Genomic DNA, 13026 nt, shown 5'->3' with positions numbered 1-13026 from the left:
CCGCCCGACCACGCGGCGGCCGCTGCCGCCGCGCTCGCCGAGGAACTGCAGCGCGTGCGCGACGCCGCGCACGCCGAAGGCCATGCGGCCGGCCACGTCGAAGGCCAGGCGCTCGGCTACCAGGCCGGTTTCGAGCAGGGCCGCGAACAGGGTTTCGAGGCCGGCCAGGCCGACGCCCGCGAACAGTCCGCGCAGCTCGCGGCGCTCGCCGCGTCGTTCCGCGAAGCCGTGTCCGCCGTCGAACACGATCTCGCATCCGAGCTCGCGCAGCTCGCGCTCGACATCGCGCAGCAGGTCGTGCGCCAGCACGTGAAGCACGACCCGGCCGCGCTGGTCGCCGCCGTGCGCGACGTGCTCGCGGCCGAACCCGCGCTGTCCGGCGCGCCGCATCTCGCGGTGAATCCGGCTGACCTGCCCGTCGTCGAAGCGTATCTGCAGGACGATCTCGACACGCTCGGCTGGACCGTGCGCACCGACGCGTCGATCGAGCGCGGCGGCTGCCGCGCGCACGCCGCGACCGGCGAGGTCGACGCGACGCTGCCCACGCGCTGGCAGCGCGTCGCCGCCGCGATCGGCAAGGTGAGCACGTGGTGACGCGCTCGCCCGACGCGTTCGCGCACGACGGCATGACGCCGCTCGAACGCGAGCTCGCGCTCGCGTCGTTCGGGCCGGCGGCCGCGCACGATCCCGCGGACGACGCCACGCCGCACGCCGCATCCGAGGCTGCCGACGCCGCCCCGCGCGCGCCGCACAATCCGCATCTCGCGCACTGGCGCACGCACCTGAACGGGCTCGCCGCGCGCAGCCACCGCGCGCTGCCGCTGCGGCCGTGCGGACGCCTCACGCGCGCGGCCGGCCTCGTGCTCGAGGCGATCGGGCTGCGCCTGTCGGTCGGCGCCGAATGCACGATCGAACTGCCGCCCGGCAGCACGCTGCCGCACGCGGAAGCCGAAGTCGTCGGCTTCGCCGGCGACCGCCTGTTCCTGATGCCGACCACCGACGTCGCCGGCGTCCTGCCCGGCGCCCGCGTGTGGCCGCGCGAAAGCGCGCCCGTCGCCGATCCGCTCGCGGGCGCGAAGCGGCTGCCGGTCGGCTGGGAGATGCTCGGGCGCGTCGTCGACGCGTCGGGCCGCCCGCTCGACGGCCTCGGCCCGCTCGCGTCGAAAGTCGATGCGCCGCTGTCGGCGCCGTCGATCAATCCGCTCGATCGCGAGCCGATCCACCACGTGCTCGACGTCGGCGTGCGCGCGATCAACGCGCTGCTCACCGTCGGCCGCGGCCAGCGGATGGGCCTGTTCGCCGGCTCCGGCGTCGGCAAGTCGGTGCTGCTCGGCACGATGGCGCGCTATACGAGCGCGGAAGTGATCGTGATCGGCCTGATCGGCGAACGCGGCCGCGAAGTGAAGGAATTCATCGAACAGATCCTTGGCGAGGACGGGCTCGCGCGCTCGGTCGTCGTCGCGGCGCCGGCCGACGTGTCGCCGCTGTTGCGGATGCAGGGCGCCGCGTACGCGACGTCGCTCGCCGAGTATTTCCGCGACCAGGGCAAGCACGTGCTGCTGCTGATGGATTCGCTGACGCGCTATGCGATGGCGCAGCGCGAGATCGCGCTGGCGATCGGCGAGCCGCCCGCGACGAAAGGCTATCCGCCGTCGGTGTTCGCGAAGCTGCCCGCGCTCGTCGAGCGCACCGGCAACGGCCCCGAAGGCGGCGGCTCGATCACCGCGTTCTACACGGTGCTGACCGAGGGCGACGACCAGCAGGACCCGATCGCCGATTCGGCGCGCGCGATCCTCGACGGCCACATCGTGCTGTCGCGTACGCTCGCCGAGGCCGGCCACTATCCCGCGATCGACATCGAGGCGTCGATCAGCCGCGCGATGACCGCGCTGATCGACGAAACGCATCTCGACCACGTGCGGCAGTTCAAGCAGATGCTGTCGCGCTACCAGCGCAATCGCGACCTGATCGCGGTCGGCGCCTACGCGCCCGGCCGCGACGCGCAGCTCGACCGCGCGATCGCGCTCTACCCGCGCATCGAAGCGTTCCTGCAGCAGGGCTTTCGCGAATGCGCGCCGTTCGCATCGAGCCTCACTGCGCTCGATGCGCTGTTCGACGCTTACGGAGGCTGATCCCGATGGCCCACGGCTTTCCCCTTCAGCTGCTGCTCGACCGCGCGCAGGAAGACCTCGACTCGGCCGCGAAGCAGCTCGGCGCAGCGCAGCGCGACCGCACCGCGGCGGCCGAACAGCTCGACGCGCTGCTGCGCTATCGCGACGAATACCACGCACGCTTCGCGCAATCCGCGCAAAGCGGGATGCCGGCCGGCAACTGGCGCAATTTCCAGGCGTTCATCGACACGCTCGATGCCGCGATCGCGCAGCAGCGCAGCGTGCTCGCCGCGGCCGAAGTCCGCATCGACGAGGCGCGCCCGAACTGGCAGCAGAAGAAGCGTACCGTCGGCTCGTATGAAATCCTGCAGGCGCGCGGCGTCGCGCAGGAAGCGCAGCGCGACGCCCGGCGCGAACAGCGCGACGCCGACGAACACGCCGCGAAGATCCTGCGCATGCGGGCCGACGCGGCCCGCTCGTCGTAACCGACCACCGCCTTCGAACGAGAGAACCGTCATGCCTCCCCTGCCCCTGCTCGGCGCGCTGCTCGACACCGCCGGCGCCGCACTCAAGGTCGCCCGTGGCTCGGGTGCGTCCGCCGCCGGCGCCGATGCGGCCGCTGCCACGAGCGCCGTGCCGTTCGCTCAGACGCTCAAGCAAAGCGTCGCCACGCGCGGCGATACGGCCAACGCCGGTACGCCGGACGCGTCGACCAGACCGGCTTCGTCGAAGCCGGCCGCCGGCGCGAAACCGTCCGGCACCGACGACGACAAGGCGACCGACGACACGCCCGCGAACGCCGCCACCGCCAACCCCGACGCCGTCGCCCTCGCGGCCGCCGCGGCCGTGCAGGCGCAACTGCAGGCGCGCCCGGACACCGCGACGCCGGCCGACGCGGCGACCGCCGCCGCGGCCGCCACCACGCAAAAGACGGCCGTGTCCGGCCAGCCGGACGCCACGGCGACGCTCGCCGATCATGCGGCCAAGGACGCGACCGCGCAGCCGACCGACCCGGCATCGAGCCGCGACGCGCTGCAAGCGGCGCTCGCCAAGCTGACGGGTGGCGCGGGCGCGATCACGATGCCGGCGACCGGCACGAGCGCCGCCGCCACGCCGACGACGCCGGCAGCGACCGCGTCGAACGCCGCCGCCCCGCTGACACCGAAAGTGCCGACGTTCGACCGCACGCTCGCCGACGCGAAAGGCGCGCTCGCCACCCAGCCCGCGCCGACCCAGGTCACGCCGCAAACGCTGCAGGCCGACGCGAACGCGCAGTCCGGCGCCCAGCACGCGCTCACGGCAGCCAGCAACGCGACGGCCCCGGCCGCCAGCGCGACGCTCGCGGCGGGCGCCACGGCTGCCGCCGCCGCGCAGGCGAACCTGCAACTGTCGCCGGCCGCCGGCGCGATCGCCGCCGCCAACGCACACGCGCTCGCGCCGCACGTCGGCACGGCCGACTGGACGGATGCACTGAGCCAGAAAGTGGTGTTCCTGTCGAACGCGCACCAGCAGAGCGCCGAGCTGACGCTCAACCCGCCCGATCTCGGGCCGCTGCAGGTCGTGCTGCGCGTCGCGGACAACCATGCGCACGCGCTGTTCGTGTCGCAGCACGCGCAGGTGCGCGACGCGGTCGAAGCCGCGCTGCCGAAGCTGCGCGAAGCGATGGAAGCAGGCGGACTCGGGCTCGGCAGCGCAACCGTCAGCGACGGCGGCCTCGCGTCGCAGCAACAGCAGCCCAACCCGCAGCAGACTTTCGCCGGCGGCCAGTCGTCGCGACGCGGGAACGGCGGACCGTCAGCCGTCGATGCACCTGTCGACGCCGCGCAATCCGCACCGGTCGCCGCGCGCGCGAGCCGCGCCGGCCTCGTCGATACGTTTGCCTGAGCATGGCCGCTGCCGTGCCGTGCGCGCGCCGCGCCTAGCGGCCGTGCACCGCGGTAGCCGCCTCGCCGCGCGGCACACCGCCGCGGCGCGCCGCGACGATGAAGTCCGCCGCGCGTTCGCCGATCATCACCGACGGCGCATTCGTGTTCCCGCCCACCAGCGTCGGCATCACCGACGCATCCACCACGCGCAACCCGTCGACGCCGCGCACGCGCAGTTGCGGATCGACGACCGCGCGCGCATCGGAGCCCATCCGGCAGGTGCCGACCGGGTGATAGATCGTGTCCGCATGCGCGACGATCGTCGCGCGCAACTCCGCTTCGCTCTGGTCCGGCCGCGTGTACAGCTCGCGCCCGCCCTGCGACGCGAGCGGCGCCTGCGACAGGATGCTGCGCATCGCCTGCGCGCCGCGCACCAGCAGGTCGAGATCGCGTGAATCGCTGAAGAAGCGCGGATCGATCAGCGGCGCGTCGCGCGCATCGCCGCTCGCGAGCGCGACCGTGCCGCGGCTGAACGGCCGCAGCGCGCACACGTGCAGCGAATAGCCGAAGCCCCAGTGCATCTTGCGGTTGTGGTCGTCGACGAGCGCCGTGCAGAAATGCAGTTGCAGGTCGGGACGCGCGAGCGACGGATCGCTCTTGATGAAACCGCCGGCCTCCGCGACGTTGCTCGTCATCATCCCGGTGCGGCTCGAGAAATAGCGCGCGAGCGCCGGCGTCATCTTCGCGATGCCGCGCACGCACACGCCGACCAGCTCCGACGAATTCACGCGCGTGTTGATGATGAAATCGATGTGGTCGATCAGGTTCGTGCCGACGTCCGGCGCATCCTGCACGACCGCGATCCCGTGGCGGCGCAGTTGCTCCGCCGGGCCGACTCCCGAACACATCAGCAGTTGCGGCGAATTGAACGCGCCGGCCGACAGGATCACTTCCGCGCGCGCGCCGAGCGTCTCGACCCGCCCGTTGCGCGACACCACGACGCCGACCGCGCGCTTGCCGTCGAAGCCGACGCGCAGCACCGTCGCATCCGTGAGCACGTGCAGGTTCGGCCGGTTGCGGCCGTAGATATACGCGCGCGCCACGCTGCAGCGCGAACCGTCGCGATGCGTGACCTGATAGAAGCCGACGCCTTCCTGCGTCGCGCCGTTGAAGTCGTCGTTCAGCGGATAGCCGGCGGCATGCGCGGCCTGGATGAATCGTTCGGAGAACGGATTGCGAAAGCGCAGATCGGAAACGGTCAACGGGCCGTCCGCGCCGTGCCACGCGTCGGCGCCGCGTTCGTTGCCTTCCGCGCGGCGGAAATACGGCAGCACGTCTTGCCAGCCCCAGCCCGTCGCGCCGAGCTGCGCCCACTCGTCGTAATCGCCCGGGTGGCCGCGCGTATAGATCATCGCGTTGATCGCGCTCGAGCCGCCCATCCCGCGCCCGCGCGGCTGGTAACCGCGCCGCCCGCCGAGGCCCGGCTGCGGCACCGTCTCGTAGCCGTAGTTGGTGCCGAGCTTGAACGGCACCAGCGCCGCGATGCCGACCGGCATGTTGACCAGCAGGTTGCGCTCCGTATGCGAGCCGGCCTCGATCAGTGCGATCGTCGCATCGGGGCAGGCATCGGCGAGACGGCCGGCCAGGCTCGAGCCGCCCGAACCGCCGCCGACGATGATGTAGTCGTATTGCATGTCACGTCTCCGTCGTGTCATGGAAGGCGCGCCGGCACCGCCGCGCGACCGCGTCCCCTCTTGTGTTCGGGCATTGTAGGAATGGCCGTCCCGTGCGCGGCGCGCGGATTCAAGAGCGATTCCTCTAAACGCCCGCGTGAACTAAATTTAAGATGTATCGAATCGCTTCGCGCGATGCACCGGCCACGAGAAGCCGACTCGTCGCGAAACGGGAGGAACGACGATGCAGCGCCAGATCCTGCAGGCCGCGTGTCGACCGGGTGATCCGGAGGTCACGCGCGCGGCCCGCATTTCATTTCAAACGGCGGCCTGCGCGACGACGTACGGCGTCATGCGCGCAGTCGGTGGAAATCGAACGGCACGCGCCATCGCCGACCGTTTGGACGGTGTGTCGACGTCGCTGCACGATGAGCGGCGACGGGTCGTCGCGTACCCGTCGCGCGGCCCTGCTGCGGTGCACCGGCAGGCGTGCGCGCAATGGCAACGCGCGCCCGCTCGTCACCGTATCGGATCGTGCGCGCCTGCCGTGCGGCGCACTTTTCGGACGGGGACACCGTCGCGCGGATACGACGCTTGCCGCATACCGCAACCGGCTTTCGAACACCCGTCGCATCCGGCCCCGTGCCGCGCGACCCGCATCACCCGATCCGCGTCGCCGCGCTCGCCGAGCGTGCGCGTGCGGCGTGACGGCCGGCCGATCAGCCAGGCCCAACTGGAGGAGACGACATGAAGAACGACCTGCCCGAACTGGCCCCGCAAGCACTGCCGTCGGTCGATGCGCTGACGTCGCTGCTGCACGACCAGCGCGCGGCGTACCTGCGCGCACCGTACCCGGCATGGGACACGCGTGCGCAGCACCTGCGCGCGCTGCGCACGATGCTGATCGATCACGCGGATGCGCTCGCCGACGCGATCAGCGCCGATTTCGGCCATCGCGCGAAGCAGGAAGTGCTGCTGTCGGAAATCTGGATGGCGAAGGAAGAGATCGACGACGCGCTGAAGCACGGCAAGCGCTGGATGAAGCCGATCCGCAAGCCGATGAACAAGTGGCTGCGCCCGGCGCGCGCGAAGGTGATTCCGCAGCCGCTCGGCGTGGTCGGCATCGTCGTGCCGTGGAACTATCCCGTGCTGCTCGCGGCGGGCCCGCTGATCTGCGCGCTCGCCGCCGGCAACCGCGCGATCATCAAGATGTCCGAACTGACGCCGCGCACGTCGGCGCTGTTCGAGCAGCTCATCGGCAAGACCTTCACGCGCGACCACGTCGCGGTCGTGAATGGCGACGCGGAGATCGGCGCCGCGTTCAGCGCGCTGCCGTTCGATCACCTGTTGTTCACCGGCTCGACGCAGGTCGGCCGCCACGTGATGCGCGCGGCCGCGGACAACCTCACGCCCGTCACGCTCGAGCTCGGCGGCAAGTCGCCGGCGATCGTCGGCCCGAATGCGCGCTTCGACGCGGCCGTCGATGCGATCGTCGCCGGCAAGACGCTGAACGCCGGCCAGACCTGCATCGCGCCCGACTATGTGCTGCTGCCGCGCGGGATGGAAGGCGCGTTCATCGAACGCGCGCGGACCCGCTTCGCGAAGCTGTATCCGGACCTGTCGGCCAACGGCGACTACACGACGATCGTGTCGCCGCGCCACTACGCCCGCCTGCAGCAACTCGCGAGCGACGCGCAGGCGGCCGGCGCGCAGTTGCATCCGCTGTCCGATGCGCAGTCCGATCCCGCATCGCGCCGCTTCGTGCCGTGCGCGCTCACGCAGGTGCCGGCCACGTCGCAACTGATGCAGGAGGAAATCTTCGGGCCGCTGCTGCCGCTCGTGCCGTACGAGCGGCTCGACGAAGCGATCGCGTACGTCAATGCGCGCCCGCGTCCGCTCGCGCTGTACCTGTTCGACGAGGATGGCGGCACGATCGACCGCGTGATGCGCGAAACGATCTCGGGCGGCGTCTCGATCAACGAAACGCTGATGCACATCGCATGCGGCAGTTTGCCGTTCGGCGGGGTCGGGGCGAGCGGCATGGGTGCGTACCACGGCTACGATGGCTTCGTGACGTTCTCGAAGATGAAGCCGGTGCTCACGCAGGCGCGCCTGAACGCGCGCAACCTGCTCGCGCCGCCGTACGGCAAGCGCTTCGCCGCGCTGATCAAGCTGATGCTGAAGTTCTGAGCCGGACGGGCCGCGTCGCGGCCCTGTCCAACCTGCCGCGCGGCAGGGATGCCGCGCGCGCAACGGTCACACGGGCCAGAGCGGCCCTTCCTGCATCGCGCCGATCTGCTCGCGCAGTTCGAGCACGCGCGCTTCCCAGTAACGATGCGTGTTGAACCACGGGAACGCGGCGGGAAACGCCGGATCGTCCCAACGCCGCGCGAGCCACGCCGCGTAGTGGATCAGCCGCAGCGTGCGCAGCGCTTCGACGAGATACAGCTCGCGCGGCTCGAATTCGCAGAAATCCTCGTAGCCGGCGAGCAGGTCCGCCAGCGCGCGCGACGCGCCTTCGCGATCGCCCGGCAGCAGCAACCACAGATCCTGCACGGCCGGCGCCATCCGGCTGTCGTCGAAGTCGACGAAATGCGGGCCGGCATCGGTCCACAGCACGTTGCTCGGATGACAGTCGCCATGCGTGCGCAGCAGGCGAATCTCGCCCGCGCGCTCGAACGCCGCCTCGACGCCTTCGAGCGCCAGCGCGACCGCGGTCTCGTACGCCGGTCTTACGTCATCCGGAATGAAATCGTGCGCGAGCAGGTAGTCGCGCGGCTCGTAGCCGAACGTGCCGATGTCGAGCACGGGACGCGCGACATACGGCTGCGTCGCACCGACCGCATGAATGCGGCCGATGAAGCGGCCGAGCCATTCGAGCGTGTCGCTGCGGTCGAGATCGGGTGCGCGCCCGCCGCGCCGCTCGAAGATCGAGAAGCGGAAACCGTCGAACGCGTGCAGCGTGCGGCCGTCGAACGATCGCGCGGGCACCGCCGGAATCTCGCGCGCGGCGAGTTCGGCGACGAACGCATGCTCTTCGAGAATCGCGTCGTCCGACCAGCGCGCCGGGCGATAGAACTTCGCGACGACCGGCGGGCCGTCTTCGATACCGACCTGGTAGACGCGGTTTTCGTAGCTGTTGAGGGCAAGCAAGCGCCCGTCGGTGCGCAGGCCGGCCGGCATCAGCACGCTGTCGAGCGCGTCGAGCACGCATTCGGGCGTGAGGCCGGCGAACGGCGGGCTGGCGGGAGAAGCGGGAGCGGAGGTGGCGTCTGTCATGCCCCGCATTGTGCCGCCTGCCGGACCGAAAGACGAGCGTCCGGTGCGATGGGTGCTTAGTGAAGCGCCGCGCCGGCCGGCAGAACGGATTCGCCGGTGTCGATCAGGTCCTCGAGAAAGAACGGCTCGGTGTTGAGTTCTTTCGACTCACCCGGCACGCCCGCGTACCAGGTCACCATGGCCATGTCGCCCAGGATGCGCTGGACGATGCCGCGCGCGCCTTTCGGCACCGCGATATGGGTAGTGCAGACGATCGACCCGATATGCATGATGGTTCCCCACTCTTGAATCTTGAAACCCGGCCCGCTGGCGAGCCGGCAAATGCCCGATCCGCGCCGCTCTCGGCGGAGCGTTGCGCGTGATCCCATTGTTCACGGTTTATCGAAGCGCGAAAAGAAGAAGAAGCAGGCGAAGTGCCGCGAATTCGTCGAATGTCTCCAATCAACCACTGCGTCGGGCACGTACTTGCCCGCCCGGTTACCCCCATCATACCCTGTCGAATGTGACTGACCACCGAAACGGTACCGCGCCACCACACGCCCATGATTGACGCAACGCGCGTGCCGCTTCGCTTCGCCGCTGCCGAATCATCGGAACACTGCACGCGACCGACCGGAATCACGTCGCGTGCGTCGCATGTCGATCGCTTTCCACCGTTCGTCGAATGCTTGCGTGCGTACCGGCATCGGCCTGCATCGACGCACGACGCCGCTCGCGATATGCAGCCGCCGACAAGAGTTGCGCTCGAAGGCTGCCTTGCGGTACCTTAAGCTTTCATTCGCGTTCAACCGCACTCCGACACGATGTATCCGCTCACGTCCGCCCTCGCAAAATCCCGGCCGCAGTTCGACTCGCGGCCGCAGGCGTGCGTGCATCCGTCGGTCCTTCCTCCTCCTGTCGCACCGCCGCTCGTCTGCGCTGCGCCGCCCCCTCCGGCGGCACGCGCCGGCTGACTCGCCGGCTTTTCGTTTTCGTCTTCCCTTCGCGCCGTGGGCTGCAGGTGCGTGCGTCATGACGCACGGCACGTTGCCGCGCGCGCGGATGGAACGTTTCGATCCGTTCGACAGGTGGATTCACATGGTTTCGTTCAAACGCGCGCTGGCCGCGCATGGCGCGACGTCGCTCTTCGTACTGCTGTGGAGCAGCGGCGCGATCTTCGCTGAACTCGGTCTGCGTCACGCGTCCGCGTTCGCCTTTCTCACCGCCCGTTTCGCGCTCGCATCGCTCGTGCTGCTCGCGCTGGCGTTCATGCGCAAACGCTGGCTGCCGCCGCGCGGCGAGCGGCGCATGGCCGCGCTGACCGGCTTGCTGATGATGGGCGGCTATTCGATCTTCTATCTGCTCGCACTCGAGCGCGGCATCGCGCCCGGGGTGCTCGCGACGATCCTCGGCGTGCAGCCGATCCTCACGCTCGCGATCGTCGAGCGTCGCTGGCAACCGGTGCGCATCGCGGGGCTCGCGCTGTCGCTCACCGGCCTCGCGCTCGTCGTGGGCCGCGGCGTGAGCGGCGGGACGGGCGGCCTGTCGGCGGGCGGCATCGCGTGCGCGCTGACGGCGCTCGTCGCGCTGACCGTCGGCTCGCTGCTGCAAAAGCGCGTGCGCGCGGCGCCCGCCGACGTGCTGCCGCTGCAGAACGCGATCGGCCTCGCGCTGTGCGTCGCGATCGTGCCGTTCCGGCCGGTGTCGTTCGACATCAGCTGGGCGTTCGTCGTGCCGCTGCTGTGGCTCGGCATCGTGATTTCGGTGATCGCGCAACTGCTGTTCTACCGCTTGATGCAGCGCGGCGATCTCGTCAACGTGACGAGCCTGTTCTATCTCGTGCCGGTCGTCACCACGCTGATGGATGCCGTGTGGCTCGGCAACCGGCCCGAGCCGCTCGCGCTCGCCGGCATGGGCGCGATCATCGCCGGGCTCGCGCTCGTGTTCCGCGCGCCGGCCGGCCGCCCGCAACCCGACCGCGCCTGAGCGGCGGGCCGCCGCGCCCACGGGTGCGGCGGCCCGTATCGGACACATACGACGATTCCGCGAAAATCGAAAGGAACGGGAAAGATACGCGCAAGGCGTTCGTCTTGTTCGCACGAAAAACGCGTGATTCGCGGGGCTTTCTACTGATTTTTAATGGTTCGGATAGCGAAAAACGCCGCCGGTTGCCTATACTCGAATTGACCGGCCTGCTCGTAACGGGCCGGACCAACTAGAAACACCCGGCATGGGGCCGGGGTGAGCGCACGCGTGCCGTTTCAGGCCGATATCCCGCAGGGATGGAGCCGCCCAGGCAAGCACCGAAGCGCCCACTTCGGCCGACACTGGAGACACGCATGACGACCTATTTCACGATCGGCGACTTCATCCTGTTGATTCCGATGGCGCTGGCCGGAGCGCTATTTCTCGGCGCGGTACCGTGCGCCACCCAGTTCCGTCACAACCTGCTGCGCGTACTCGGCGTCATTCTCGGCGTCGGCGTCGCGGTATTGCTCGTTGAAGGCCTGCCTGCGCTGATCTAGCGCCTCGCCGTGCGCGACGCCCATCGCTGCACCGCAGCGATGGGCCGCATCGCGTGTGCGGCGACGATACGGCACACGATATTTCGCATCCCGTATCGACTTCCGGTCAGATCGCCTGATCGGTGGACGGCTTTTCCCACAGATTGATGCCGCCTTCCGTCGCGTAACGATCGATCTCCGCGAGTTCCTCCGCCGAGAATTCGAGGTTCTGCAACGCACCGACGTTCTCGCGCACCTGCTCGGCCCGGCTCGCGCCGATCAGCGCGGAGGTCACGCGGCCGTTACGCAGCACCCACGCCAGCGCCATCTGCGCAAGGCTCTGCCCGCGCCGTTCGGCGATCGTATTGAGCTTGCGCACGTGCTCGAGGTTGTCCGCACTCAGGTGCTCCTGCTTCAGCGAGCCGCCGCCCGGCTTGTTCACGCGCGCGTCGGCCGGCACGCCGTTCAGGTACTTCGACGTGAGCAAGCCCTGCGCGAGCGGCGTGAACGCGATGCTGCCCGCGCCGACGTCGTCGAGCGTACCGAGCAGATCCTCTTCGATCCAGCGGTTCAGCATGTTGTACGACGGCTGGTGAATCAGCAGCGGCACCTTGTATTGCGCGAGCAGCGCGGCCATCTCGCGCGTCTTCGCGGCCGAATACGACGAAATGCCGATGTAGAGCGCCTTGCCCTGCTGCACGGCCGACGCCAGCGCGCCCGCCGTTTCCTCGAGCGGCGTGTGCGCGTCGAAACGGTGCGAATAGAAGATGTCGACGTAGTCGAGCCCCATCCGCTGCAGGCTCTGGTCGAGGCTCGCGAGCACGTACTTGCGCGACCCGCCGCCGCTGCCGTACGGCCCCGGCCACATGTCCCAGCCGGCCTTCGTCGAGATCAGCAGCTCGTCGCGATACGGCCGGAAATCCTCCTTCAGCAGCCGGCCGAAGTTGGTTTCGGCGCTGCCGTACGGCGGCCCGTAGTTGTTCGCGAGGTCGAAGTGGTTGATGCCGAGGTCGAACGCGGTGCGCAGGATCTCGCGCTGCGTCGAGATCGGCGTCGAATCGCCGAAGTTGTGCCACAGGCCGAGCGACAGGGCGGGCAGTTTGAGCCCGGACTTGCCGCAGGTGCGGTATTGCATGCCGGCATAACGTTCGGAAGCTGCTTCGTAGGCCATGAGTCTGTTCCGTCAGGACATCGGGGAAAGGGACGCGCGCCGGCCACGCCAATGACGCGACGGCGGCGAAGGAGTCATACGACGACTATGGTAGCGAAAGCGGCCGGATCACGCACGGCGGCGCGACGATGGACGCGACCGCGGCGCTCGCCTACACTGCGGCGTCTCGAATCACCGTTTCAGCGAGGTTGGTATGTCCCGGGTCATCTCGGTTGCACTGCTCGTCGGCGGCGTCGTGCTGCTGTATTTCGGCGGCCAGTCGTTCCATTCGATCAACGACAACGTGTCGCGCTTCTTCACCGGTTCACCCGCGACGAAGACGATCCTGCTGATCGCCGGCGGCGCCGTGGCGTCGTTCGTCGGCCTGATCGGCCTCGCGATGCCGGGCGGCAAGCGCTGATCGCGCCGCAGCGCGACGCACGTACGACTCGCGTCACGCGCGCG

13 protein-coding genes are annotated in these 13026 nt (G+C 69.6%); 9 read left to right on the top strand and 4 right to left on the bottom strand.

Annotated elements, in window-relative coordinates; all coding sequences use genetic code 11:
* The 4 genes from fliH to H0X95_RS22800 form a co-directional block, all read left to right on the top strand.
* A partial coding sequence (gene fliH / locus H0X95_RS22815) for a flagellar assembly protein FliH (protein ID WP_196446226.1) occupies positions 1-594 on the top strand: 594 nt, incomplete at its 5' end.
* Positions 595-626: 32 nt separating this feature from the next.
* Positions 627-2132 carry a flagellar protein export ATPase FliI gene (gene fliI / locus H0X95_RS22810; protein ID WP_230878272.1) on the top strand — a complete coding sequence of 502 codons (1506 nt, stop codon included), beginning with the start codon at positions 627-629 and terminating at the stop codon, positions 2130-2132.
* A 5-nt stretch (positions 2133-2137) separates the two neighbouring features.
* On the top strand, positions 2138-2596 hold the full coding sequence (gene fliJ, locus H0X95_RS22805; protein ID WP_006489106.1) for a flagellar export protein FliJ: 459 nt from the start codon (positions 2138-2140) through the stop codon (positions 2594-2596).
* 31 nt (positions 2597-2627) lie between these two features.
* Complete coding sequence (locus H0X95_RS22800; protein ID WP_059720857.1) at positions 2628-3995, top strand: flagellar hook-length control protein FliK; 1368 nt, start codon at positions 2628-2630, stop codon at positions 3993-3995.
* 34 nt (positions 3996-4029) lie between these two features.
* On the opposite strand, the gene H0X95_RS22795 is transcribed toward H0X95_RS22800, so the two are convergent.
* Positions 4030-5670 carry a GMC family oxidoreductase gene (locus H0X95_RS22795; protein ID WP_196446225.1) on the bottom strand — a complete coding sequence of 547 codons (1641 nt, stop codon included), beginning with the start codon at positions 5668-5670 and terminating at the stop codon, positions 4030-4032.
* 223 nt (positions 5671-5893) lie between these two features.
* Here H0X95_RS22795 and H0X95_RS22790 point away from each other — a divergent pair, with 223 nt between their 5' ends.
* Both H0X95_RS22790 and H0X95_RS22785 read left to right on the top strand, forming a co-directional pair.
* On the top strand, positions 5894-6400 hold the full coding sequence (locus tag H0X95_RS22790; protein WP_154641146.1) for a hypothetical protein: 507 nt from the start codon (positions 5894-5896) through the stop codon (positions 6398-6400).
* Positions 6397-7839, top strand: a complete 1443-nt coding sequence (locus H0X95_RS22785) for a coniferyl aldehyde dehydrogenase (protein ID WP_006485442.1) — start codon at positions 6397-6399, stop codon at positions 7837-7839. Before H0X95_RS22790 ends, H0X95_RS22785 begins: the two co-directional genes overlap by 4 nt.
* Positions 7840-7905: 66 nt before the next feature.
* Here the strand turns inward: H0X95_RS22785 and H0X95_RS22780 are convergent, their stop codons facing one another.
* Complete coding sequence (locus H0X95_RS22780; RefSeq protein ID WP_006485443.1) at positions 7906-8928, bottom strand: serine/threonine protein kinase; 1023 nt, start codon at positions 8926-8928, stop codon at positions 7906-7908.
* Between the two features lie 56 nt (positions 8929-8984).
* Positions 8985-9197 carry a hypothetical protein gene (locus H0X95_RS22775; protein WP_006477514.1) on the bottom strand — a complete coding sequence of 71 codons (213 nt, stop codon included), beginning with the start codon at positions 9195-9197 and terminating at the stop codon, positions 8985-8987.
* A gap of 808 nt (positions 9198-10005) precedes the next feature.
* On the opposite strand from H0X95_RS22775, the gene H0X95_RS22770 reads away from it, so the two are divergent.
* Entirely contained in the window at positions 10006-10893 is an 888-nt protein-coding gene (locus H0X95_RS22770) for a DMT family transporter (RefSeq protein WP_059720874.1), read from the top strand.
* A 353-nt stretch (positions 10894-11246) separates the two neighbouring features.
* On the top strand, positions 11247-11432 hold the full coding sequence (locus H0X95_RS22765; RefSeq protein ID WP_006482800.1) for a hypothetical protein: 186 nt from the start codon (positions 11247-11249) through the stop codon (positions 11430-11432).
* Positions 11433-11538: 106 nt separating this feature from the next.
* Here H0X95_RS22765 and mgrA read toward each other — a convergent pair whose 3' ends face one another.
* Positions 11539-12582 (bottom strand): L-glyceraldehyde 3-phosphate reductase, encoded by a 1044-nt coding sequence (gene mgrA / locus H0X95_RS22760; protein ID WP_006482799.1) that lies wholly within the window; start codon positions 12580-12582, stop codon positions 11539-11541.
* Positions 12583-12775: 193 nt separating this feature from the next.
* On the opposite strand from mgrA, the gene H0X95_RS22755 reads away from it, so the two are divergent.
* Positions 12776-12982, top strand: a complete 207-nt coding sequence (locus H0X95_RS22755) for a DUF3185 family protein (protein WP_006482797.1) — start codon at positions 12776-12778, stop codon at positions 12980-12982.
* Positions 12983-13026 lie beyond the last annotated feature (44 nt).

Source organism: Burkholderia sp. 9779_493, assembly GCF_015712215.1.
Taxonomy (GTDB): domain Bacteria; phylum Pseudomonadota; class Gammaproteobacteria; order Burkholderiales; family Burkholderiaceae; genus Burkholderia; species Burkholderia cenocepacia.
This window is presented reverse-complemented; position numbering and strand designations above follow the sequence as displayed.

What these genes read in the sequence shown, in the direction of transcription:
- H0X95_RS22790 (WP_154641146.1), top strand. Translation starts at nt 5,894, where the DNA reads ATGCAGCGCCAGATCCTGCAGGCCGCGTGTCGACCGGGTGATCCGGAG.
- H0X95_RS22775 (WP_006477514.1), bottom strand. Translation starts at nt 9,197, where the DNA reads ATGCATATCGGGTCGATCGTCTGCACTACCCATATCGCGGTGCCGAAA.
- fliJ (WP_006489106.1), top strand. Translation starts at nt 2,138, where the DNA reads ATGGCCCACGGCTTTCCCCTTCAGCTGCTGCTCGACCGCGCGCAGGAA.
- mgrA (WP_006482799.1), bottom strand. Translation starts at nt 12,582, where the DNA reads ATGGCCTACGAAGCAGCTTCCGAACGTTATGCCGGCATGCAATACCGC.
- H0X95_RS22765 (WP_006482800.1), top strand. Translation starts at nt 11,247, where the DNA reads ATGACGACCTATTTCACGATCGGCGACTTCATCCTGTTGATTCCGATG.
- H0X95_RS22780 (WP_006485443.1), bottom strand. Translation starts at nt 8,928, where the DNA reads ATGACAGACGCCACCTCCGCTCCCGCTTCTCCCGCCAGCCCGCCGTTC.
- H0X95_RS22795 (WP_196446225.1), bottom strand. Translation starts at nt 5,670, where the DNA reads ATGCAATACGACTACATCATCGTCGGCGGCGGTTCGGGCGGCTCGAGC.
- H0X95_RS22755 (WP_006482797.1), top strand. Translation starts at nt 12,776, where the DNA reads ATGTCCCGGGTCATCTCGGTTGCACTGCTCGTCGGCGGCGTCGTGCTG.
- H0X95_RS22800 (WP_059720857.1), top strand. Translation starts at nt 2,628, where the DNA reads ATGCCTCCCCTGCCCCTGCTCGGCGCGCTGCTCGACACCGCCGGCGCC.
- H0X95_RS22785 (WP_006485442.1), top strand. Translation starts at nt 6,397, where the DNA reads ATGAAGAACGACCTGCCCGAACTGGCCCCGCAAGCACTGCCGTCGGTC.
- fliI (WP_230878272.1), top strand. Translation starts at nt 627, where the DNA reads ATGACGCCGCTCGAACGCGAGCTCGCGCTCGCGTCGTTCGGGCCGGCG.
- H0X95_RS22770 (WP_059720874.1), top strand. Translation starts at nt 10,006, where the DNA reads ATGGTTTCGTTCAAACGCGCGCTGGCCGCGCATGGCGCGACGTCGCTC.